The 22,731-nt window shown below is 70.9% G+C and carries 17 protein-coding genes and 1 tRNA gene; 13 read left to right on the forward strand and 5 right to left on the reverse strand.

The window, feature by feature from the left end:
- Window positions 1-87: 87 nt before the first annotated feature.
- A complete protein-coding gene (gene pyk / locus HNR19_RS08710) occupies window positions 88-1,551 on the forward strand; it encodes a pyruvate kinase (protein WP_179667548.1) in 1,464 nt (487 codons plus the stop codon).
- A 10-nt stretch (window positions 1,552-1,561) separates the two neighbouring features.
- Here the strand turns inward: pyk and HNR19_RS08715 are convergent.
- A tRNA-Leu gene (locus HNR19_RS08715) sits at window positions 1,562-1,644 on the reverse strand.
- A gap of 86 nt (window positions 1,645-1,730) precedes the next feature.
- Here HNR19_RS08715 and HNR19_RS08720 point away from each other — a divergent pair.
- The 6 genes from HNR19_RS08720 to HNR19_RS08745 all read left to right on the forward strand — a co-directional run bounded on the left by HNR19_RS08720 (window position 1,731) and on the right by HNR19_RS08745 (window position 7,452).
- Complete coding sequence (locus HNR19_RS08720) at window positions 1,731-2,345, forward strand: response regulator (RefSeq protein WP_179667549.1); 615 nt, start codon at window positions 1,731-1,733, stop codon at window positions 2,343-2,345.
- A gap of 206 nt (window positions 2,346-2,551) precedes the next feature.
- Window positions 2,552-3,700, forward strand: coding sequence for a branched-chain amino acid ABC transporter substrate-binding protein (locus tag HNR19_RS08725; RefSeq protein ID WP_179667550.1), 1,149 nt, complete (start codon window positions 2,552-2,554; stop codon window positions 3,698-3,700).
- 97 nt (window positions 3,701-3,797) lie between these two features.
- Window positions 3,798-4,787, forward strand: coding sequence for an ABC transporter permease subunit (locus tag HNR19_RS08730; RefSeq protein ID WP_179667551.1), 990 nt, complete (start codon window positions 3,798-3,800; stop codon window positions 4,785-4,787).
- Entirely contained in the window at window positions 4,784-5,914 is a 1,131-nt protein-coding gene (locus HNR19_RS08735; RefSeq protein ID WP_179667552.1) for a branched-chain amino acid ABC transporter permease, read from the forward strand. The genes HNR19_RS08730 and HNR19_RS08735 overlap by 4 nt, the downstream gene beginning before the upstream one ends.
- Window positions 5,907-6,743 (forward strand): ABC transporter ATP-binding protein, encoded by an 837-nt coding sequence (locus HNR19_RS08740; protein WP_343047112.1) that lies wholly within the window; start codon window positions 5,907-5,909, stop codon window positions 6,741-6,743. Before HNR19_RS08735 ends, HNR19_RS08740 begins: the two co-directional genes overlap by 8 nt.
- Entirely contained in the window at window positions 6,733-7,452 is a 720-nt protein-coding gene (locus HNR19_RS08745) for an ABC transporter ATP-binding protein (protein ID WP_179667553.1), read from the forward strand. The genes HNR19_RS08740 and HNR19_RS08745 overlap by 11 nt, the downstream gene beginning before the upstream one ends.
- Before the next feature lie 45 nt (window positions 7,453-7,497).
- Here the strand turns inward: HNR19_RS08745 and HNR19_RS08750 are convergent, their stop codons facing one another.
- Genes HNR19_RS08750 through HNR19_RS08760 form a run of 3 tightly spaced genes read right to left on the reverse strand, consistent with a single transcriptional unit; the run spans window position 7,498 to window position 9,864 of the window.
- Entirely contained in the window at window positions 7,498-8,271 is a 774-nt protein-coding gene (locus tag HNR19_RS08750; protein WP_179667554.1) for an amino acid ABC transporter ATP-binding protein, read from the reverse strand.
- Window positions 8,271-9,065 (reverse strand): amino acid ABC transporter permease, encoded by a 795-nt coding sequence (locus HNR19_RS08755; protein ID WP_179667555.1) that lies wholly within the window; start codon window positions 9,063-9,065, stop codon window positions 8,271-8,273. Before HNR19_RS08755 ends, HNR19_RS08750 begins: the two co-directional genes overlap by 1 nt.
- Window positions 9,066-9,075: 10 nt before the next feature.
- Complete coding sequence (locus tag HNR19_RS08760; protein WP_179667556.1) at window positions 9,076-9,864, reverse strand: transporter substrate-binding domain-containing protein; 789 nt, start codon at window positions 9,862-9,864, stop codon at window positions 9,076-9,078.
- A 180-nt stretch (window positions 9,865-10,044) separates the two neighbouring features.
- On the opposite strand from HNR19_RS08760, the gene HNR19_RS08765 reads away from it, so the two are divergent.
- Genes HNR19_RS08765 through ybaK form a run of 3 tightly spaced genes read left to right on the forward strand, consistent with a single transcriptional unit; the run spans window position 10,045 to window position 13,875 of the window.
- Complete coding sequence (locus HNR19_RS08765; protein WP_179667557.1) at window positions 10,045-10,656, forward strand: GNAT family N-acetyltransferase; 612 nt, start codon at window positions 10,045-10,047, stop codon at window positions 10,654-10,656.
- A 49-nt stretch (window positions 10,657-10,705) separates the two neighbouring features.
- Window positions 10,706-13,393 carry a DNA polymerase I gene (gene polA / locus HNR19_RS08770; RefSeq protein ID WP_179667558.1) on the forward strand — a complete coding sequence of 896 codons (2,688 nt, stop codon included), beginning with the start codon at window positions 10,706-10,708 and terminating at the stop codon, window positions 13,391-13,393.
- Between the two features lie 8 nt (window positions 13,394-13,401).
- Complete coding sequence (gene ybaK, locus HNR19_RS08775) at window positions 13,402-13,875, forward strand: Cys-tRNA(Pro) deacylase (RefSeq protein ID WP_425490657.1); 474 nt, start codon at window positions 13,402-13,404, stop codon at window positions 13,873-13,875.
- Here the strand turns inward: ybaK and HNR19_RS08780 are convergent.
- A complete protein-coding gene (locus HNR19_RS08780) occupies window positions 13,872-15,152 on the reverse strand; it encodes a lipopolysaccharide biosynthesis protein (protein ID WP_343047114.1) in 1,281 nt (426 codons plus the stop codon). The two genes, ybaK and HNR19_RS08780, sit on opposite strands and share 4 nt — an antisense overlap.
- Before the next feature lie 96 nt (window positions 15,153-15,248).
- On the opposite strand from HNR19_RS08780, the gene HNR19_RS08785 reads away from it, so the two are divergent.
- The 3 genes from HNR19_RS08785 to HNR19_RS08795 are packed head-to-tail and all read left to right on the forward strand — an operon-like array spanning window position 15,249 to window position 22,716.
- Window positions 15,249-19,256, forward strand: coding sequence for an alpha-(1->3)-arabinofuranosyltransferase domain-containing protein (locus HNR19_RS08785; RefSeq protein ID WP_179667559.1), 4,008 nt, complete (start codon window positions 15,249-15,251; stop codon window positions 19,254-19,256).
- On the forward strand, window positions 19,253-20,992 hold the full coding sequence (locus HNR19_RS08790) for a hypothetical protein (RefSeq protein WP_179667560.1): 1,740 nt from the start codon (window positions 19,253-19,255) through the stop codon (window positions 20,990-20,992). The genes HNR19_RS08785 and HNR19_RS08790 overlap by 4 nt, the downstream gene beginning before the upstream one ends.
- A complete protein-coding gene (locus HNR19_RS08795; RefSeq protein WP_179667561.1) occupies window positions 20,989-22,716 on the forward strand; it encodes an MmpA family trehalose lipid delivery protein in 1,728 nt (575 codons plus the stop codon). Before HNR19_RS08790 ends, HNR19_RS08795 begins: the two co-directional genes overlap by 4 nt.
- Window positions 22,717-22,731 lie beyond the last annotated feature (15 nt).

Raw genomic sequence — 22,731 nt, forward strand, 5'->3', positions numbered from 1 at the left:
GAGCCGACTCGGCATCGGTGCATTTCTTACCGTCCAGTAGCGCCGGTCGGCGGTTTTGATCGATCACATCACCGCTAGGGTTGGGCCGTGCGGAGAGCGAAGATCGTGTGCACGCTGGGTCCGGCGACGAGCACCGAACGGCGTATCAGGGAGCTGGTCTACGCCGGCATGGACGTGGCCCGGCTCAACATGAGCCACGGCAGCCACGAGGACCACGCGGCGGTCTACGGGATGGTCCGGGCCGCCGCCGACGCGAGCGGCCACGGGGTCGGCATCTTCGCCGACCTCCAGGGCCCGAAGATCCGCTTGGAGACGTTCTCCGACGGCCCGGTCACGCTGCACCGCGGCCAGTCCTGGACGATCACCACCCGCGAGGTCGACGGCGACGACAAGAACTGCGGCACGACCTACAAGGGCCTGCCCGGCGACGTCAAGCCCGGCGACCCGGTCCTGATCGACGACGGCAAGATCCGGCTGCGGGTGGTCGAGGTCGACGAGACCGACGTCGTGACCGAGGTGCTGGTCGGCGGCCGCGTCAGCAACAACAAGGGCATCAACCTCCCGGGCGTCGCGGTCTCCGTGCCCGCCCTGTCGGAGAAGGACATCGAGGACCTGCGGTTCACGCTGCGGCTCGGCGTCGACTTCATCGCGCTCAGCTTCGTGCGCAACGCGGCGGACGCCGACGATGTACGCAAGATCATGCGCGAGGAGGGCATCTTCGTCCCGATCATCGCGAAGATCGAGAAGCCGCAGGCGATCGACAACCTCGACGAGATCATCGACGCGTTCGACGCGTTCATGGTCGCGCGCGGCGACCTCGGGGTCGAGTGCCCGCTCGAGGAGGTGCCGTTCCTCCAGAAGCAGGTCATCGAGAAGGCGCGGATGTCCGCCAAGCCGGTCATCGTGGCGACCCAGATGCTCGAGTCGATGGTGACCAACCCGGCGCCGACCCGCGCCGAGGCCAGCGACGTCGCCAACGCCGTGCTCGACGGCGCCGACGCCGTGATGCTCTCCGGCGAGACGAGCGTGGGGGAGCACCCCATCCACACGGTCGAGACGATGGCGCGCATCGTCTCCGCCACGGAGTCGCACGCGCTCGAGCCGGCCCGCATCGGCCGCCAGTTCGGCGCGATCGACTGGAACCCGCACACCCGCTCCGGGATCATCACCAAGGCCGCGGAGGAGGTCGCCGACCGCGTCGCGGCGAAGTACATCGTCGCCTTCACCCAGAGCGGCGACTCCGCGCGCCGGCTGTCGCGGCTGCGCAGCTCGATCCCCGTGCTGGCGTTCACGCCGGAGGCGCGCTGCCGCTCGCAGCTCGCCATGAGCTGGGGGGTCGAGACGTTCAAGACCGCGACCGTCGAGCACACCGACGAGATGGTCCGTCAGGTCGACGAGCAGCTGCTCCGCATCGGTCGGGTCGCCGAGGGCGACCTGGTCGTCATCGTCGCCGGCTCACCGCCGGGCATCCCCGGCTCGACCAACGCGCTGCGCATCCACCGGATGGGCGACGCGATCAACGAGGTCGCGCCGGCGTACCGTCGTCGCTGAATACCCCGGGTGCCGGGTGTGGGATTCGAACCCACACGCCCTCTCGGACAATGGTGTTTGAGACCATCGCGTCTGCCATTCCGCCAACCCGGCCCAACGCGAAACTGTAGCGGTCGATGCGCTGCACCTCACAAGCGACTGAGCATCGGCCGTAACCCGCTGCCGATAGCCTGTCTCCCGTGAGCGAAGCAGCGTCGAGCGGGCGGCCCCGCGTCGTGATCGCGGAGGACGAGACCCTGATCCGGATGGACCTCGCCGAGATGCTGGGCGAGGAGGGGTACGACGTCGTCGGCCAGGCGGGGGACGGGCAGAAGGCGATCGAGCTCGCCGAGGAGCTCCGGCCCGACCTGGTCATCCTCGACGTGAAGATGCCGGTGCTCGACGGTATCGCCGCCGCCGAGGCCATCGCCGGCAAGCGCATCGCTCCCGTGGTCATGTTGACGGCGTTCTCCCAGCGCGAGCTCGTCGAGCGAGCCCGTGACGCCGGTGCGATGTCCTACATCGTGAAGCCGTTCAGCCAGTCCGACCTGGTGCCCGCCATCGAGATGGCGATGAGCCGGTTCTCCGAGATCCAGCAGCTCGAGGCCGAGGTGACCGATCTCCAGGACCGCCTGGAGACGCGCAAGGCCGTCGACCGCGCCAAGAGCATCCTCCAGGACCAGCTCACGCTCACCGAGCCCGAGGCGTTCCGCTGGATCCAGAAGACCGCGATGGACCTCCGGATGTCGATGAGACAGGTCGCGGAGGGGGTCGTGTCCCACGGCGTACCCGGTGCCTCGAAGCCGAACATCTGACGGATTTTTCGTTGGTTGTCCGCCTCGTGACGGGAGGATCTCCCAGGTAACGAATCGTCACCGATTGAGCGTTACCGGCGGGTCCACGCTTCCGCCGACCGGCACGGCAGTGTAGTTTCCGCCCGAAAGCGGGCGCGATCCCGAGCGCTCGTGACCGAGCCTCCACTGCCCGAGCAGGTGGAGCCGTCAAGGAAGTGGGAATCGTCTTGAGGCGAAACAAGGTAGTCGGCGTCGGCGCCGTTGCGCTGACGCTGGGACTTGCACTGTCGGCCTGTGGCACGACCGAGGACGGGGACGGCGGCGGCGACGCTGGCGGCGGCGACGCGGCCTGCGACGTCTCGCTGGCCTTCTTCGGTCCGGAGACCGGCCCGGCCGCGGGTCTCGGTGCTCCGATCATCGACGGCGCGCAGCTCGCCATCGACCAGTACAACGAGGACGCCGAGTGCGAGGTCGGCTACGAGAAGTTCGACTCGCAGGGCAACCCCGACGAGGCGCCCAACCTGGCGCCCGAGGTGGCCAGTGACGAGGCCATCATCGGCGTCGTCGGCCCCGCCTTCTCCGGTGAGTCCGCCGCCGCGGGCCCGATCTTCGCCGACGCCGGCGTGCCGACGATCACTCCGTCGGCGACCAACCCGACGCTCGCCGAGAACGGCTGGGACACGTTCCACCGCGCGCTCGGCAACGACGCGACCCAGGGTCCCGCCGCCGCGAAGTACATCCAGGAGACCATCGGCTCCGAGGCGACGTTCGTGATCGACGACGCGTCCGAGTACGGCGCCGGCCTCGCCGGCATCGTCGAGGACTCGCTCGGTGACGTGGTCGTCGGCACCGACACCATCCAGGCCGGTGACACCGACTTCTCGGCGACGGTCACCAAGGCGGTCGACTCCAAGGCCGACACGATCTTCTTCGGCGGCTACTACGCCGAGGCGACGATCCTCATCGGCCAGCTGCGTGACGGTGGCTTCGACGGCCAGTTCGTCGTCGCCGACGGCGTGAAGGACCCGGCCTACCTCGAGGCCGGCGACGACGCCGAGGGCACGATCATCACCTGCCCCTGCATCCCCGACACCGACCCGGCCGTTGCCGAGTTCGCGGAGGCCTTCGAGGCGGAGTTCGGCAGCGCGCCGGGCACCTACGCCGCTGAGGCGTACGACGCCGCGAACATCTTCCTCGACGGCATCGCGGAGGGCATCGACAACCGCGAGGACATGCTGGAGTTCGTCAACGAGTACGACGAGGCCGGTGTGACCAAGCAGCTGGCGTTCGACGAGACGGGCGAGCCGACGGACGTGCACGTCTACTCGTACACCGTCGAGGGTGGCGAGATCGTCCCCGAGGGTGAGATCGAGTAGTTCCGGTCTGACCGTCGAACCATGAGACAGGTCGCTGCGGCCGGGGACCACAAGTCCCCGGCCGTAGCCCTGTCCGAGCAGGTCCTAGGAGGCCTGGGTGAACTTTGACTTCTTCTTCAGCAACCTGCCCGAGCTGACTGTCGGTGGGCTCGCGTTCGGCGCCATCTACGCGCTGATCGCGTTGGGCTACACGATGGTCTACGGCGTGCTGCAGCTCATCAACTTCGCGCACTCCGAGGTGTTCATGTACGGCACCTTCGCGATGCTCTGGACGATCATGGCGCTGAACGGCGCCGAGGCTGACGGCATCAAGCTGATCGCCATCCTGATCGCGGCGCTGCTCGCCGCGATGGCGATGTCGGCGGTGATCGCGCTGGTGCTCGAGCGGGTCGCCTACCGGCGCCTCATCAAGAACAACGCTCCCCGGCTGATCGCCCTGATCTCCGCCATCGGCGCGTCGTTCGTGCTCGCCGAGATCATGGGTCTGCGCGACAAGATCGCAGGCTGGTTCGGTCTCGACGACAACCTCTCGGAGTACGTCGGCGCGGCCCGCATCAACAACAGCATGGCGGGTGTCGTCGACGCGCCGCGTTGGTCGATCGGCGACGTGTCCATCTCGTCGATCGACGTCCTCGTCATCCTCTCCGCGATCGGCATGATGGTGCTGCTCGACCAGTTCGTGCGCCGGTCGCGGATGGGAATGGGAATCCGGGCCACGGCACAGGACCCCGAGACCGCTGCGCTCATGGGAGTCAACCCCACCCGCACCGTTCAGATGACGTTCCTCATCGGCGGTCTGATGGCGGGTGTCGCGGCCTTCCTCTACATGCTGAAGATCGAGACCACGAAGTTCGACGTCGGCTTCCTGCTCGGCGTCAAGGCGTTCACCGCCGCCGTGTTGGGGGGCATCGGCAACCTGCGCGGCGCCCTTCTCGGTGGGCTGGTGCTCGGCGTCGCCGAGACCTGGGGATCTGCCATCTTCGGTACTGAGTGGCGGCACGTGGTCGCCTTCGTGCTGCTGGTCGTGATCCTTCTGTTCCGGCCCACCGGCCTGCTCGGTGAGTCCCTCGGAAAGGCACGCGCATGAACCCGATGACCAGGCTCAAGGCTCTGCCCAAGCCGCTGAAAATCGTCTTGTGGGTCCTGCTGGCCCTCTTCGCCTACGCGCTCCCGTTGCTGGAGCTGCCGTTCATCACCACGGATCGCGCCGACTTCGGCGGCGTGCTGTTCGTGGTGACCATGTACGCCTTGGTGGCGCTGGGGCTGAACATCGTGGTCGGGTATGCCGGCCTCCTCGACCTCGGGTACGTCGGCTTCTACGCCATCGGCGCCTACACGGCGGCGATCCTCACCTCGTTCCACGCCAGCTGGCCGTTGCTGCTCGCCATCCCGTGCGCGGTCGTCGCGACAACGCTCGCCGGGATCCTGCTCGGCGCGCCGACGCTACGGGTCCGCGGTGACTACCTTGCGATCGTCACGCTCGGGTTCGGGGAGATCATCCGCCTCGTCGCCGTCAACCTCGAGTGGCTCGGGGACCGACGCGGGATCAGCCAGATCGCCCGCCCGCCGAGCCTCGGCGGCGAGGAGGGACTCTTCGAGATCCCGCACCTGTACTGGGGCGACGGCACGGTGCTGCTCGACACCGACGACACCACGAAGTTCCTGGAGTTCGGTCCGGTCGACCAGATTCCCTACTACTGGCTGGGCCTCACGGTCTGCATCCTGGTGATCTTCGCCGACCGGCTCATCAAGAACAGCCGCGTCGGTCGGGCGTGGGAGGCCACGCGCGAGGACGAAGACGCCGCGGAGCTGATGGGCGTCCCGACGTTCAAGTTCAAGCTGCTGGCCTTCGCCACCGGCGCGTTCATCGGAGGTCTCGCCGGGTCGCTCTACGCCAGCCGCCAGAACTTCATCAACCCGGACTCGTTCCTCCTGCTGTTCTCGATCATGTTCCTCGCGGCCGTGGTCGTCGGCGGCCAGGGCAACCGTTGGGGCGTCGTGGTCGGTGCTGCACTCGTCGCCTACCTGCCTCAACGGTTCCGCGACTTCGAGGACTTCCGGGTCCTTGCGTTCGGCGTCGCGCTCGTGATGCTGGCTAACTTCCGCCCCGAGGGCCTGCTGCCGCCGAAACGCACCGTGCGCGCCAAGCAGCTCGAGCACGAGCTCGAGGAGCTCGAAGAGGGCACCGAGGGAGAGGAGCCTGCCCGTGTCTGACATCAATCCCGTCGGACCTGACTACGCGCGCGCCGAGGAACCGGTCCGCGACGACGCGGCAGTGCTCGAGATCGAGAACCTGACGCTCAAGTTCGGCGGCCTCACGGCACTCGACGACGTCTCCTTCGACATCAACGAGGGTGAGATCCTCGGCCTCATCGGACCTAACGGCGCCGGCAAGACGACGTGCTTCAATGCGATCACCGGTGTCTACCGGCCGACCTCCGGAGCCATCCGGTTCAACGGTCGGTCGCTGGCAGGGATGCGCAAGCACCAGATCACCAAGCTCGGCATCGCCCGGACGTTCCAGAACATCCGGCTGTTCCCGACGATGACTGCTCTGGAGAACGTCCTCGTCGGCGCCGACGCGCAGCACAAGACAGGAATGCTCAGCGCGCTGTTCCGGCTCCCGCGCCACCGACGTGAGGAGCAGGAGGGCCACGACAAGGCCATGGAGCTGCTGCGCTTCATGGGTCTCGGCAAGCGTGCCGACGAGCTCGCCGCCAACCTGTCGTACGGCAACCAGCGCCGGCTCGAGATCGCTCGCGCGATGGCGACCGGACCCAAGCTGATCTGTCTCGACGAGCCGGCAGCGGGCTTCAACCCGGCCGAGAAGGTCGAGCTGATGAACCTGATCCGCAAGGTGCGCGACCGCGGCTACACCGTGCTCCTCATCGAGCACGACATGAAGCTCGTGATGGGAGTGACCGACCGGATCGTGGTGCTCGAGTTCGGGCGCAAGATCGCCGAGGGCACCCCGGCCGAGATCCGCGACAACCCCGCCGTCATCGCGGCCTACCTGGGAGTGGACGAGGAAGATGCTTCTTGAGGTCGAAGGTCTCTGTGTCAACTACGGGCACATCGAGGCCATCCGTGACATCAGCTTCGGCGTGCCCGAGGGCACGGTCACCACGCTGATCGGTGCCAACGGCGCCGGCAAGACCACGACGCTGAAGACGGTGTCCGGCCTGCGCAAGGTGCGGGCGGGCACGATCCGCTTCGAGGGCAAGGACATCACGGCGATGTCGCCGTACGACCGGGTCAAGCTCGGCATCAGCCAGTCGCCGGAGGGCCGTGGCTGCTTCGTCGGCATGACGGTGCGCGAGAACCTCGACATGGGCGCGTTCCTCCGCAAGGACCGCAAGACCGCGGCCTACCGCGAGGACATCGACCGGGTGTTCACCCTGTTCCCGCGGCTGCAGGAGCGCGAGAAGCAGACCGCGGGCAGCATGTCGGGCGGCGAGCAGCAGATGCTCGCGATCGGACGCGCGCTCATGGCTCGTCCGCGGCTCGTGCTGCTCGACGAGCCGTCGATGGGTCTGGCGCCGAAGCTGATCCAGCAGATCTTCTCGATCATCACGGAGATCAACGAGCAGGGCACCACGGTCCTGCTGGTGGAGCAGAACGCCGCACAGGCGCTCAAGCGCTCGCACGAGGCGCACATCCTGGAGACGGGCGAGATCGTCCGCTCCGGGACGGGCGCCGAGCTCGCCGGCGACGACGCGGTGAAGGCGGCGTACCTGGGCGGGGACGTCTGAGAGTCTCGATACGCCGGAGCCCCTGGGGCTCCGGCGTATCGAGACCTACAAGACCTTCGAGAGGAACGCCTGCGTCCGCTCATGCTGCGGGTTCGCCAGCACCTCCGAGGGCACGCCCTCCTCGACGACGACGCCGCCGTCCATGAAGACCAGCTTGTCGCCCACCTCGCGGGCGAAGCCCATCTCGTGGGTGACGACCATCATCGTCATGCCCTCGTTGGCGAGGTCCTTCATGACGGCGAGCACGTCGCCGACGAGCTCGGGATCGAGCGCGCTGGTCGGCTCGTCGAACAGCATCAGCTCCGGGTCCATCGACAGGGCCCGCGCGATGGCGGCCCGCTGCTGCTGGCCGCCGGAGAGGTGCGCGGGGTAGGCGTTCTCCTTGTCGGAGAGGCCGACCTTCTCGAGGTTGCGGCGCGCCACCTCGACCGCCTCCGCCGCCGGGCGCTTGCGCACCTTCTGCTGGGCGACGGTCAGGTTCTTCAGCACGGTCATGTGCGGGAACAGGTTGAACTGCTGGAAGACCATCCCGATCCGGGAGCGCACCTTGTCGATGTCGACGTCGGGGTCGGTCACCTCGACGCCCTCGACGAAGATCCGTCCGTCGGTGGGCGTCTCCAGCAGGTTGACGCAGCGCAGCAGCGTCGACTTGCCGGAGCCGCTGGGACCGATCACGCAGACCACCTGGCCGCGGTCGACGTGGAAGTCGATGCCCTTGAGGACCTCGTTGGACCCGAAGTACTTGTGCAGGTCCTGGATGTCGATCGCCGCGTCGGCGCGACCCGCAGTCGGACCGGGCGTCGTCTCTGTCGTCGTCATCAGCGGGCCTTCCCAGCCTTGGCTTCCATCCGGCGGACCACGATCGAGAGCGGCACCGTGATGAGGAGGTAGCAGAAACCGACGAGGATCAGCGGGGTCAGGTTCGCCTCGCTGTTCATGCCCTCGCGGCCCCACTTGGTGAGCTCGTACTCGCTGAGCGCCAGGCCCAGCACGTAGATCAGCGAGGAGTCCTTCGTCAGCAGGATCAGCTCGTTGGTCAGTGGCGGCAGCACGATCCGGAACGCCTGCGGGATCACCACCGAGACCATGGCGCGGCTGTGCGACATGCCGAGGGTGCGCGCCGCCTCGTACTGCCCCTTCGGGACCGCTTGGATGCCGGCCCGGATCGTCTCGGCCATGTAGGCGCCGCCGACCAGGCCGAGCGCGAGCGTCGCAGTACCGAGCTGCTCGCCGGGGATCTCGTACTCGGGGAACGCCCGCGGGAAGCCGGTGCCGAGGCCGAGGAAGACCACCAGCGCCGGCAGCCCGCGGAACAGCTCGATGACACCCGTCGACAGCCAGCGCCACGGGCCGACGCTCGACAGCCGCATGAGCGCGAGGACGAGGCCCAGCACCAGGCCGAACGCAAAGCCGCATGCCGTGTAGATCACGGTGTTCTTCAGCGCCGTCGTGATGATGTCGGGGAACTGCGCCTCGATGATCTCGCGGTTGAAGAACTTGTCCTCGATCGTCGCCCAGTCGGCGGTCAGGACGATGACCGCGGTGAAGACGAGGATCAGGGTGTACTGCGCGTAGCGGAGGTACGCCGCGCGCTTGCGCTTGCTCAGTGCCATGAGCCGGCGGTCACTCCGTGGGGGCGGTGCCGAACCACTTCTCGTAGGCCGCGTTATAGGCCTCCTCGTCGGCGATCGCGTCGTTGATCACCTCGAGCAGCTCGTCGTTGTCGTCCTTCTTTACCGAGAAGCCGTACTCCTCACCGGTCTTGAACTCGGTGGTGACCTCGACGCTCGGGTTCTCCGTGACGTAGAAGTTGACGAGGCCGTTGTCATTGACTCCGGCGTCGGCCTGGCCGTTAAGGACGGCCTCCATCATCAGCACCGAGTCCTCGTAGGAGACGGGCTCTGCTCCCTCGGGAAGATTCTCCTTGACGTAGGCCTCGCCCGTGGTGCCCTCCTGGACGGCGATCCGCTTGCCCTCGAGGTCCTCAAGGCTTTCGTAGCCCGACCCGGTCTGCGTCAACAGCGCCTGAGTCGCCTCGAAGTACGGGTCCGAGAAGTCCATGACCGCCTCGCGCTCCGGCGTGATCGTCATGGCGCCGGTGGCGACGTCGCAGTCACCGTTCTCAAGCGCGTTGCCGGACACGATGGTCTCCCAGCCGATGTCGACGACCTCGGTCTCCAGGCCCTCGGCCTCGGCGGCGATCTTCAGCACGTCGATGTCGAAGCCGACGACCTCTCCGTCCTGGGTGAACTCGAACGGCTTGTAGGGCAGGTGGGTGCAGATCGTGAGCACGCCCTCCTCGACGAGCTTCACACCCGACTCGGTCTCGGTGGTATCTGCGTCCTTCGCGCAGCCGGCGAGGCTGATCGCGAGGGCGGTGACGGCCAGGGCTGTGATTCGCGGCTTCTGCATCCAGGCACCATATTGCACGAAGCCCGAATGTTGTTGCGGGGAGGTTGCGAGTTGCGCAAGAAGTGCCGTCCACAGGGAAAGGTCTGACCTCTGTCCTGCCGGGCTACCGAGGGCTAGGGTGACCCCGAACCGGACCGGGTCAGTTGACCCGAATCCCCGTGCGTCCGAGGAGAGCAGCCCATGAGCCGTACGAGCGTTGCCACCCGCCTCGCGTGCCGTGAGGATGCGCCGGCGCTGGCCGAGCTGTGGGGCGACCTGATGCGGCGGGCCGACCGGTCCGAGCAGGTCGCCGATCTCGAGCTGGTCATCAAGGACGCCGCCGCGTCGCCCGAGCAGCGGCTCGTGGTCGCGGAGGTCGACGGCCAGGTCGCCGGCGCGATCTACCTCCGTCTCGGCACCGTCTCGCCGATCAACCTCGAGCCGTGCGTGCAGTCGATCCACCCGCGGGTCTTCGACCACGTACGGCGCCACGGCGCGGGTCGTGCACTGGTCGAAGCCGCCGCGGCGTTCGCGGAGGAGAGCGGCGTGCTGCACCTCGCGACGGCGGTGCCCGCCCAGTCGCGCGACGCCAACCGGTTCATGGCCCGCATCGGCCTCGCGCCGGTCGCCACCTACCGGGTGGGGCCGACGTCGGTCGTCCGCAGTCGCATCACCCCCCAGCGCCCCGCCGAGGCCGGAGCCGGCCGCAACCTGTCCAAGGTGCTCGCGGCCCGCCGCTCCCAGCGCCGCGCTCGCGGCGGTGCCGAGCAGCCGCCCCTCACGGGCGAGCAGCCACCGGTCGCGCCGGACTAGCACCCTCACCACCGGCGACGATGTCGGCGAGGCTGGATAGGGTCGAGGGGTGTCCAGGCTTCTCCTGATCGACGGCCACTCGGTGGCCTACCGCGCGTTCTTCGCCCTGCCCGTCGAGAACTTCTCGACCACCACGGGGCAGCACACCAACGCGGTCTACGGCTTCACCTCGATGCTGATCAACGTGCTGCGGGACGAGCAGCCCACCCACCTCGGGGTGGCGTTCGACGTGTCGCGCCAGACGTTCCGCTCGGAGGAGTACTCCGACTACAAGGCCAAGCGCAACAAGACGCCCACCGAGTTCAGCAGCCAGCTGCCGCTGATCGAGGAGGTCCTCGACGCGCTGCGCATCCCGTACCTGAAGAAGCCCGGCTACGAGGCCGACGACATCATCGCCACCCTGGCCACCCAGGCGCTCGCCGACGAGACCTCCGGCATGGAGGTGCTCATCCTCACCGGCGATCGCGACTCGCTCCAGCTGGTCTCCGAGCGATCGACCGTCCTCTACCCGATGCGCGGTGTCTCCGACCTCGCCCGGATGACGCCGGCGGCCGTCCAGGAGAAGTACGGCGTGCCGCCGCACCGCTATCCGGAGATCGCGGCGATCGTGGGGGAGACCTCCGACAACCTGCCCGGCGTCCCGGGCGTCGGCGTGGGATTCGCCGCCAAGTGGATCAACACCTACGACGGTCTCGACAACGTCATCGCCCACGCCGACGAGATCACCGGCAAGAAGGGCGAGTCGCTGCGCGAGCACCTCGGTGACGTGATCCGCAACCGCCGCCTCAACGCGTTGGTCTGCGACCTCGAGCTCGACCTCTCGCCCGACGACCTCGCCATACGTCCCTGGGACCGCCAGGAGGTGCACACGCTCTTCGACAGCCTCGAGTTCCGGGTGCTCCGCGACCGGCTGTTCGAGACGCTCTCATCGGAGGAGGAGGTCGAGGAGGGCGGCTTCGAGCTCGAGACCCAGGTGCTCGGCGAGGGCGAGGTGGGCCCCTGGCTCACCGAGGCCGGCACCGACCGCGTGGGCGTCCACGTCCGCGGCGCGTGGGGCGCCGGCACCGGCCGGGTCGAGGGCATCGCGTTCGCCGTCGGAGACGGCCGGGCGGCGTACGTCGACGCCGAGAAGCTCACGCCCGAGGACGACAAGGCGCTGGGCGACTGGCTCGCCGACGACTCGCGCCCGAAGGTGCTGCACGACGCCAAGGGGCCGCTGCTCGCGATGGCCGCGCACGGGTGGGTGCTGCGCGGCATCGCCAGCGACACCGCGCTCGCCGCCTACCTGGTGCGACCCGACCAGCGCTCCTACGACCTGGCCGACCTGACGGTCCGCTACCTCAAGCGCGAGCTGCGCGCCGAGGCCGAGGCCGACCAGGACTCGCTGTTCGCCGCCACCGACGTCGCCGACGATCCGGCCGGCGACGGCGTCGTGGCCACGGCCGCGCTGCACGCGCGCGCGGTGCTCGACCTGGCCGAGGCGCTCGACAAGGCGGTCGAGGAGCACGGCGGCCAGCAGCTGCTCGCCGACGTCGAGCTCCCGCTCGTCCACCTGCTCGCGAAGATGGAGCAGACCGGCATCGCCGTCGACCTCGACCACCTCCAGTCGCTCGAGAGCCACTTCGGAGACGAGGTGCGCAAGGCGGCCGACGAGGCCTACGCCGTGATCGGCAAGGAGATCAACCTCGGATCGCCCAAGCAGCTGCAGGTCGTGCTCTTCGACGAGCTCGGCATGCCCAAGACCAAGCGCACGAAGACCGGCTACACCACCGACGCCGACGCGCTGCAGGGGCTGTTCGTCAAGACCGAGCACCCGTTCCTGCTCCACCTGCTGCGCCACCGCGACGTGATCCGGCTGCGCCAGACGATCGAGGGCCTGCTCAAGACGGTGGCCCCCGACGGCCGCATCCACACCACGTTCAACCAGACCATCGCCGCCACCGGGCGGCTGTCGTCGACCGAGCCCAACCTGCAGAACATCCCGATCCGCACCGAGGAGGGCCGCCGGATCCGGGAGGGGTTCGTCGTCGGCGAGGGCGGCGAGTGCCTGATGACCGCCGACTACAGCCAGATCGAGATGCGCATCATGGCGCACCTGTCCGAGGACGAGCTGCTGATCGAGGCGTTCAAGTCCGGCCAGGACTTCCACTCGATCACCGCCGCGCGCGTCTTCGACGTCCCGGCCGAGGAGGTCGGCACCGAGCACCGGGCCAAGATCAAGGCGATGAACTACGGCCTCGCCTACGGCCTCTCCGCGTTCGGGCTCGGCCAGCAGCTCGGCATCGAGCCGTCCGAGGCGCGCGAGCTGATGGACGAGTACTTCGAGACGTTCGGCGGCATCCGCGACTACCTCGGCGGCGTCGTCGACGAGGCGCGGCGCACCGGCTTCACCGAGACGATCTGGGGCCGGCGCCGCTACCTGCCCGACCTGACCTCCGACAACCGCCAGCGGCGCGAGATGGCCGAGCGAATGGCGCTCAACGCGCCGATCCAGGGCTCGGCGGCCGACCTGATCAAGGTGGCGATGCTGCGGACGCAGAAGGCCATCGACGACGAAGGGCTCGAGTCGCGGATGCTGCTCCAGGTCCACGACGAGCTCGTGTTCGAGGTCGCGGCGGGGGAGCGCGACCAACTGGAGAAGATCGTGCGCGACCAGATGGGCGGCGCGGCCGAGCTCGCCGTGCCCCTCGACGTCTCGGTCGGCACCGGACGCTCCTGGCACGAGGCGGCTCACTAGCAGTGGGTGTGGGGACTCCGGCGACGCTGGCGCTGAAGAGGCTCGGCGTCGCCCACCAGCTGCACGAGTACGCCCACGACCCGCGTGCGGCCTCCTACGGGCTGGAGGCCGCCGAAGCGATCGGGGTCGAGGCCGACCGGGTGTTCAAGACGCTCATGGCCGACGTCGACGGCGAGCTCTGCGTCGGCATCGTGCCGGTCAGCTGCACGCTCGACCTGAAGGCGCTGGCCGCCGCCGTGGGTGGCAAGAAGGCCCAGATGGCCGACAAGGAACGGGCCCAGCGAGCGACGGGCTACGTCCTCGGGGGCATCTCGCCGCTCGGCCAGAAGCGGGCGCACCGCACCGTGCTCGACGAGACCGCCGAGCTGTGGGACACGGTGCTCGTCTCCGGTGGCAGGCGGGGCCTCGACGTGGAGCTTGCTCCCTCCGACCTGATCGCCCTCACGTCGGCCGCGGTCGCCGACATCGCCGTCGCGGGTTAGACGGCAGTGCGGCCACCGTCGCGGAGGAGGACCAGCACGAGCAGCACGGCCAGCACCACGGCGTCGACGGCGAGCACCGTGACCGCGAGCGCGGTGAGCTGGGTGGCGAGGACCCCGACGCCGATCATCGCGACGACACCGGCGGCGACGACGTACTTCGGCAGGATCCCGCGCTTGGCGAGCCCGCCGTAGACCAGCAGTTGGAGGATCGCGAGCAGGGCCCCGATCGCGGCGAACAGCCAGAGCCGGTCGGTGACACCGGCGTACTTGTCGCCGCCGATGAAGACCTGGGCGACGTCGCGCAGCACGTAGGCGCCGGCGATGCACGCGGCACCGATGCCGCCGAGGAAGACCAGGCCGCGCAGGATGGCGCGCCGGCTCTCCTCGGCGGTCGACATCGACGGGTAGAGGATCACCACCGCGAACTGGGGCAGGAAGAGCACGACCTTGGTGACGATGAGGCCGCCCGCGTAGAGACCGGCATCGCGGAAGTCGAGCACGTTGCGGGCCACGACGACGTCGAGGTTGGACAGCGCCGTGAACGCGAGCAGTGCCATCGAGCTGCCCCACACCTCACGCCGTACGTCGCGCCGCACCTCGGCGTCGTGGGCGTTCTCCGGCGGGTGGGGACGGTGGCCGCGCAGCGCGATCGACCCGATGACGACGGGGAGCCAGGCGGCGACGAGGACCCCGGCCATCGCGCTGGCCTCGGTCTGCCGGACGAGGAGGAACCCGGCGCCGAGCACCACTCGGGGCACGCCGGCGGCGACGTACATCAGGCTGAGCGGAAGCCACCGTCGCTCACCCTGGAGCACGCCGGCCTGGCCGCCCATCACGGTGGTGGGCACCACGGCCAGCGCGAGCACGATCGCCGGGATCACCGTGTCGAGGTGGAGCAGCCACCACACCAGCGGCGAGAGCACCAGCGCGACGCCGCCGAGGGCCCACGAGGCCCGCCAGGTCGCGGTGAGGATGCTCTCCTCGATCGCGGCCACGTCGTGCGGCTCCGCGACGATCCGGCGGGCCGCGGTCGCCTGGAGCCCGAGCTGGACGACCGAGAGCACCATGAGCAGGGCCATCAGGCTGGCGACCGCGCCGTACTGGCTGGGACCGAGCATCCGCGCCGAGACCATCTGGAACGCGTAGGTGCCGACGTTCATGACCGCCATCGCGACCGCGATGCCGGCGCTGCCGCGGAGCAGGCGCGCCAGCCGGGAGCCCGTCGGCGTCACTGCTTCGGAGCCCTCCCGCTCGTCGCGATCGGCGGCGCTGGTCACTGCTTCAGCCTATTGCGGGGGTCGCGCCGACCGTGATCCGACCCGCACCGCCGCATAGGGTGACCCACGCCACGGCGGGGCCACGGGAGGAGGACGATGGAGGAGGCGAGGGCCGAGGGCGGCAGGTACGGCGCTGCCGCGGCCGCGCTGTACGCCGGCATCGTCCTGCTCATGCTCGTGCAGCAGCCCGGGCTGACGACCTACGACACCCGCGCCGAGTTGACCGAGCGACCGGGTGACTTCCTGTCCGGGGCGTTCACGCTGTGGCACGCCGAGTCCAACTTCGGCGAGCTCCAGAACCAGGCCTACGGCTACCTCTTCCCGCAGGGCACCTGGTTCTGGCTGACCGACGTCCTGGGCGTCGAGGGATGGGTGAGCCAGCGGCTCTGGTCGGCGCTGATCCTCGTCGTCGCGTGCGAGGGCGCCCGCCGGGTCGCGCTGGCGATCGGACTGCCCGGCGCGGTCGCGCTCCTCTCCGGTGTCGTCTTCGCGGCCTCGCCCCGGCTGTTCGGCACGGTCGCGGTGCAGACCGGCGAGTCGCTGCCGGGCGCGGTGATGCCGTGGCTGGTGCTGGCCGTCCTGCTCCACCTGCGCGGGGTGCTGCCCGGGTGGAAGGCGGCGGTCCTCAGCGGCGCCGCGGTCGTCTGCATGGGCGGGGTCAACGCCGTCGAGACCGCCGGCTCCCTGCCGCTCGCGATCATCCTCGTCGTCTGGGGCGCGAGCCGGGGCCTGACCCGGTGGCGCTTCGTCGCGCAGTGGTGCGGCGCCGTGGGCCTGGCGTGCCTCTGGTGGGCCCTGCCGCTGCTGCTCCTGGCCCGCTACGCCCCGCCGTTCTACGAGTACGTCGAGAGCGCGACCGACACCACGTCGGTGGTGGGCTGGTCGGAGGCGGCACGTGGCGACTCCTCGTGGATCGCCTACCTGCTGGCGGGCGACCAGCCGTGGTGGCCGGCGGCGTACCACCTGGCCACCGACCCTGCCCTGGTCGTGATCGCGGCGGTGGTCGCCGCTGTCGGTCTCGTCGGACTGGCGTCGCTCGAGTCCTCGCTCAACCGCCCCCTCATGCTCGCCGCCGTTCTCGGTCTGGGCTGTCTCACCGTCGCCCACGGCGGCGTCGCGGGCGCTCCCGTCGCCGACGCGATGCGCGGGCTTCTCGACGGGTCGCTCCAGATCTTCCGCAACGTGCACAAGATCGACCCCGTCGTGCGCCTGCCGCTGGCGCTGGGCTTCGGCCACGCGATCTGGCGCCTCGGGACGTACGGCGCCCGCCGCCTGCCGGCCCTCGCGGAGTGGAACCGCGTGCTCTACCTCGTGCCGCTGCTCACGGTCCTCGCCCTGGGCCGGCCGTTCCTGCTCAACGACGCCCGTACCCCGGGCTGGGAGGAGATCCCCACGGCCTGGCAGGAGACCCGCGCCTACCTCGCGGAGCACGCGGCGGCCGAAGGCGACGCAGCGACCGCGGGACGCACGCTCGTGGTGCCCGGCTCGCGCTTCGCGCAGCACGCGTGGGGCTGGACGATCGACGAGCCGCTGGCGATCCTCGGCGGGGTCCCCACGGTGACGCGCAGCCAGGTGCCGCTGATCCCGGGTCAGTCGATCCGCTACCTCTCGGCGCTCGACCAGATCATCGCCACCGGCCGCGCCACGGAGGCGCTCGTGGACCAGCTGGCCCGCGCCGGCATCACCCACGTGGTCCTGCGCCGCGACCTGCTGCGCGGCGTCACCGGCTCGCCGCACCCCGGCGCTGCGGCGGTGTCCCTGGCGCGGGCGGGGCTGGAGCGGGTCGCCGGGTTCGGCGAGACCGACGAGGGTGCGGCCGAGGTCGAGGTGTTCGAGGTGCCGGAGCGGCTCCCGGTGCTGCGGTCGGCCGCGCTCGACGACGTCCTGACCGTGAGCGGCGCACCCGAGAGCGTGCTCGGGCTCGACGGCGCCGGCCTCCTCTCGGGCCGGCCGACCGTGCTGGCCGGCGAGGACGGCTGGGACGAGCAGCCGGAGGCCGTCACCGACGCCGACCAGCGGCGCGAGCGCGCGTTCGGCATCAACGACGAGGCGCTCTCCTCGGTCCTGACCGCCGACGAGCCCTGGCGCACCACCCGCGCCGTCCACGACTTCCCGGGCGTGCCCGGCAACCCCCAGGTCGTCGCCCGCTACGAGGGCCTGGAGTCGGTCACGGCGTCGTCGGCGCAGGGCTATGCCGACAACTTCGGGCCGGTGTCCGTGCAGTCCGGCCCGTACGCCGCGATCGACGGCGACCTCGACAGCCGCTGGGTCAGCTCGGTCGCAACGGACCCGGAGGAGCAGTGGCTCCGCCTGACCTTCGACCAGCCGCGGGACGTCCACCGGGTCACCGTCACGCCGGTGGCCGACGACCCGCTCGTCACGCCGGTCCGCACCCTCGAGGTGGTGGCCGGCGACCAGCGCGTCGAGGTCGACGTCAACGTCTCCGGAGCGCCCGCGGTGGTGCCGCTCGACGGCAGCGAGGTCGAGTCCGTCGAGGTGCGTGTCGTCGCGGCGGCGACCGCCGACGACTCCGCCCGGGTCGGGCTGCGGGAGGTGGAGGTCGACCGCCTCGAGCCGCGGCGCACGCTGGTGGTGCCCGGCACGATCCCCGCCGACGCGTCGTGGCAGCTCAGCGCTGTCACCGGCCGGCGTGCGTGCTACATCACCCTCGGCCAGCCCGACTGCGACGCCGCACGGGCCCGCGCGTCGGAGGAGCCGGAGGGTCTCGACCGCACGTTCACGCTCGGCGGTGCGCAGGAGGTGCGACTGAGCGGGCACGTCGTCGTCCGCAGCACTCCCGAGGCCGCGCGGCTCCTCGACGTCGTGCAGCACCGGCCGCCCGTCGCGGCCTCGTCGGTGTTCGGCCAGGACCCCAAGGTGGCGGCGCGGTTCGCCTACGACGGGCAGACGACCACCGCGTGGGTGTCGGACAACGCCGACCCCTATCCGACGCTGAGCTTCCGCTGGCAGAAGGCCCGCAGGATCACCGGGCTGACCGTGGCCACCCAGGGTCTCCAGCAGGTGCCGACGACCGCCGTGGTGAGCACCCCGCGTCGCAGCCAGCGGGTGACGCTCGGTGGCGCGGAGACCGAGATCCGTCCGGTGCGGACCCGCGAGCTCCGGGTCCGCTTCGTCAAGCCGGCGGGTGCGCGCCACGTCGTCGTCCCCGAGATCGGGCTGACCGGTGTCGAGGTCTTCCGCCCGTTCCTGCCGAACGCCCCGACCGGCTCCGTGTGCGGACTGGGGCCGCTGCTCCGCATCGACGGCGAGACGATCAAGACCCGGGTCACCGGCACGCTCGCCGACGTCGTCAACGGCAGCCCGATGGAGCTCGAGGCCTGCCGGCCGCGCGACGACGACGGGCCGATCACCCTCGCCGAGGGCGAGCACCACCTCCGCGCCGTCCCGACCGCCGAGTTCGAGGTGCTGGACGTCACCGCCGTCCCGGAGGATGCAGTCGCCGGGAGCCCCGGCGCCGGCCGCGTCGTCGAGGTGCAGAACTGGGGCGACAGCACCCGCACCGTGCGGGTCGCGGCGGGGGAGGGCACGCTGCTCTACCTGCCCGAGAACTTCAACGAGGGCTGGGTCGCCGAAGCCGACGGCGAGCGGCTGATGCCGGTGCGCGTCGACGGCTGGCAACAGGGCTGGGTCCTGCCCTCGGGCGAGGCGACCACCGTCGAGCTCAGGTTCGCGCCGCAGCGCACCTACGACGTGCTGCTGCCGCTCGGGCTCGGCGTGAGCGGCGCGGTGCTGCTCGCCGGGCTGCTGGTGCTGCTCGCTCCGCTCCTCCAGGTCGTACGGCGCCGCCCGCTGACCGCGGTGCCGGCTCGGGACTGGCCGCCGCTCGTCCCGACCCGGTGGCCGTTGCGTGCGGGCGCCGTGGTCGTGAGCCTGCTCCTGCTCGGTCCGGCCTGCGCGTTGGCGCTCGGCGGCGCAGTGCTCGCGGGCGATCGTCCGCGCTGGACCGCGGTCGCGGTCGCCGCGAGCGGCCTGGTCGTGCTGTCGGGCGTGCTCGACGTCCTCGGAGGCGAGACGTCCCGCGCCGCCGCTGACCTCGCCGCCGCGGTCGCCGTCGGCGTCCTGGCGGGACGGACGCTCCGATGAGCGCCTGGCGCGGAACCCAGGGAGTCGCGGCGCTCGGCGTGATCGCGGTCATGGTCGCGACCCGGTGGGTGCTGCTCGCGGGGTCCTACTTCAACCAGGACGACTTCTACCTGTCCGGGCGCGCCTACGCCTCGGACCTCACCGTCGACTTCCTGGTCCGTGACACGGCCGGCCACGTCAACCCGCTCCAGCAGCTCTCCTACTGGCTCGTCGCGCACCACGCGCCGTACGACTGGGCCGTGGTGGCGGCCGGCATCCTGCTGATGCAGACGGCCGCAACCGTGCTGATGTGGCTGATCCTGACCCGCCTGCTGGGCGAGCGATGGAGCCGCCTCCCACTGCTCGCGCTGTTCGCGTGGGCGCCGCTCACGCTCGCGACCACCCTGTGGTGGAGCGCCGCGATGGGCCTGTGGCCGCACGTGCTGTGCTCGCTCGCCGCCGTCTGGCTGCTCGTCCGCTGGCAGCAGGCCGGCGGCCGCCGCTGGGTCGAGCCGGTCGCGATCGTCGCCATCACCGTCGTCGGCCTGCTCTGGCACGAGCGCGCGGTGCTGATCCCGCCGCTGGTCTTCGGCGTGGCGGTCGCGCTCGCCGACGACGCCATCGGCTGGCGCCGGCTGACCGCCGCGCTCGTCCGCTTCCGGTGGCTCTGGGCGGCGCTCGTCGCGCTGCTCGCCGGGTTCCTGGTCGCCCACGGGCTGCTCACCGACGTCGAGGGCGGCGGCGGGTCGGCGAGCCGGATGCTCGCGATCTCGTGGTCGTTCCTCGGCGAGAACGTGGTGCCGGGCGTCGCCGGCGGCCCGTGGACCGGCCACCTCGAGGGTGGCGCCGTGGTGCCGGCGACGTGGGTCACCGTGGTCTCGATCGTGCTCGCGGTGGCGGCGGCCGGGTGGCTGCTCCTGCGAGGCGGCCCCGCCCGCCGCTGGGGGCTCGCCGTCCTTGCCGGCTACGTCGCGGCCGACCTCGCCCTCGTGCTGTCGGGCCGGGCAGGGTTCGGCTCGGTGATCGGCCTCGACCCACGCTACTCCTCCGACGTTGTGCACGCGGCGGTGGTCTGCCTCGCGCTCGCCTGGCGCGGTGCGCCCGCCCCGCCCCGTGTCCCACCGCGGCTCGCCGCCGGCGCGCTGGTCGCGGCGTACGGCGTGGCCGCGGCGTTCGGCACGGCGCTGCTGGTGCCCCACTTCCAGAACACCGAGGACCGTGAGCTGGTGACGACCCTCCGCAGCGAGCTCGCCGCCGACCCGACCCAGGTGCTCGTCGACGATCTCGCCCCGGCCGACGTCGTGCTGCCGCTGGTCGGCGACGACTCGCTCTACTCACGGATCCTGGCGCCGTTGCCGGAGATGCCCGAGTTCGACGACCCGTCGCCCCGGCTCCGGCTGGTCGCCGACGACGGCCGCCTGGTGGCTCCTGAGCTCGACGACTCGATCACGGCGCGGGCGGGCCGCGACGACGGCTGCGGCTACGCCGTCGACGACCGGCCGGTCGACGTCCGGTTCCGGGTCCCGCTCGCCGGACGGGTGCTCGTGCAGCTCGGCTACTTCACCGACCGCGAGGCGACCGTCACGATCGGCGCCGGGGACTGGTCGGCCGCGTTCCTGGCCCGGCCCGGGCCCAACCAGGTGTGGTTCGTGCTCCCCGACCTCGGGCGCGAGGTCGACCGGCTCGAGCTGGAGTCCGACGGCCGCGCGACGGTCTGCGTCACCGACGCCGAGGCCGGGCTTCCGGAGGAGCCGTGAGCCGGCGGCCCTGGCTCACCGACCTGGCGTGGTCGTCCGGCCTGGCCCTCGCCGTCTTCCTGCCGCTGCTCGCCGGCCCCGGCTACTGGCTCGTCGGCGACATGGTGTTCGTCCCCGAGCAGCCCTGGAAGCCCGCGTGGCTGGGCCTCGACGGATCGCTCCCGCGAGCGGTGCCGATGGACGCGCTGGTCTCGGTCGTGACGCAGGTGGTGCCGGGCAGCTGGGTGCAGCGAGCGCTCCTCGTCGGTGGGTTCGTCGCCGGCGGGGTCGGCGTCGGCCGGCTGCTGCGCGACCACGCCTGGTACGCGCGGGCGGCGGCGATCACGCTCCTCCTCTGGAACCCGTGGGTCATGGAGCGGCTGCTCATCGGGCAGTGGGCCATCCTGCTCGGCTACCTCGTCCTGCCCTGGGCGGCGTACGGCGGCCGCCGCCTGCGGGCCGATCCCCGCGGTGCGTGGGGGCCGGTCGCGCTGGCGCTGGCCGCCGCGGCGGTGTGCAGCCCGTCGAGCGGCGTGATGGCCGTGGTTGTCGTCGCGGTGCTCGGCCTCACCCGCGACCGCGGCCGCTGGTGGCGGCTGGCGCTCGTCGCCGTCGCGGCCAACCTCCCGTGGCTGGTCCCGTCGCTCACCGCGACGACCGCCACCGTGTCCGCCGAGGGCGTGTTCGACGGGTTCGCCGCGCGCGCGGAGTCCGCGGCCGGGCTGCTGCCGAGCCTGGTCTCGCTCGGCGGGATCTGGAAGGAGTCGATCGTCCCGGCCGGGCGCGAGAGTGCCGCACTGGTGGGGCTTTCCTGCCTCCTCACGGTGGCCGCGGTCGCCGGCCTGCGCCGCGCCGTCCGCGACCACGCGGGGGAGTGGTGGCGCTGGGCGGTGCTCGGCGCGGGCGCCCTCGTGGTGGCGCTTCTGCCCGCCGCGCCCGGGGGTGCCGAGCTGCTCGAGTGGCTCGGTGACCGGGTGCCGGGCGTCGCCCTGCTGCGCGACTCGCACCGGTTCCTCGCCCCGCTCGGACTGGTCCTGGCCGTCGGTGCGGCCGGCGCCGCGACGGCGGTGCGGGAGCGGGTCCGCCCCGGACGCGGAGCCCTGTGGTCCGTCGTCGGCCTCATCGTCGCCGCCCCCGTGCTCCTGTTGCCCACGCTCGCCTGGGGAGCCGGCGGCGACCTGGAGCGGTCGTCGTACCCCCGCGCGTGGAGCGACGTCGCCGCGGTCCTCGACGACGAGCCCGGCCGCACCGTCGTGCTGCCGTGGGCCGGCTCCTACCGCGGCTACGACTGGAACCACCGCCGCGCGGTGCTCGACCCCGCGCCGCGTTTCCTGCCGGGGGCGGTGCTCGTCGACGACCGGGTCTACCTCGACGACGGCGTGGTGCCCGCCGAGGACCCGCTGGTCGAGGACGTCCGCGTCGCCCTGGCGGCCGACGATCCCGCCACCGCCCTGCGCGGCCTGGGCGTGCGCTGGGTGCTTGTCGAGGAGGGCATGGGGGATCCGGACGTGCCCGACGGCACCGTCAGGTACGACGCCGGCGGCCTCCGCCTGGTCGACCTCGGCGAGCCGGCATCCGTGCCCGACCGCGCCGACCGCTCGCGTGCCGTCCTCGTATTAGTTGCCGACACTTTGGCTGTTGTTTTGATTTTCAACGGCGTTGGGTCGATACTCCGGGCAGGGAGTAACGCGCGTCACACCGCATCTGCCGGACCTGGGGAGGACCGGCAGGCCACATGGGGATGACGTGGAGGCGCGCCG

The sequence above is a fragment of the Nocardioides thalensis genome (genome assembly GCF_013410655.1).
Lineage (GTDB): Bacteria > Actinomycetota > Actinomycetes > Propionibacteriales > Nocardioidaceae > Nocardioides > Nocardioides thalensis.

What these genes read in the sequence shown, in the direction of transcription:
- HNR19_RS08735 (WP_179667552.1), top strand. Translation starts at nt 4,784, where the DNA reads ATGAACCCGATGACCAGGCTCAAGGCTCTGCCCAAGCCGCTGAAAATC.
- HNR19_RS08745 (WP_179667553.1), top strand. Translation starts at nt 6,733, where the DNA reads ATGCTTCTTGAGGTCGAAGGTCTCTGTGTCAACTACGGGCACATCGAG.
- HNR19_RS08750 (WP_179667554.1), bottom strand. Translation starts at nt 8,271, where the DNA reads ATGACGACGACAGAGACGACGCCCGGTCCGACTGCGGGTCGCGCCGAC.
- HNR19_RS08755 (WP_179667555.1), bottom strand. Translation starts at nt 9,065, where the DNA reads ATGGCACTGAGCAAGCGCAAGCGCGCGGCGTACCTCCGCTACGCGCAG.
- HNR19_RS08760 (WP_179667556.1), bottom strand. Translation starts at nt 9,864, where the DNA reads ATGCAGAAGCCGCGAATCACAGCCCTGGCCGTCACCGCCCTCGCGATC.
- HNR19_RS08765 (WP_179667557.1), top strand. Translation starts at nt 10,045, where the DNA reads ATGAGCCGTACGAGCGTTGCCACCCGCCTCGCGTGCCGTGAGGATGCG.
- HNR19_RS08785 (WP_179667559.1), top strand. Translation starts at nt 15,249, where the DNA reads ATGGAGGAGGCGAGGGCCGAGGGCGGCAGGTACGGCGCTGCCGCGGCC.
- HNR19_RS08790 (WP_179667560.1), top strand. Translation starts at nt 19,253, where the DNA reads ATGAGCGCCTGGCGCGGAACCCAGGGAGTCGCGGCGCTCGGCGTGATC.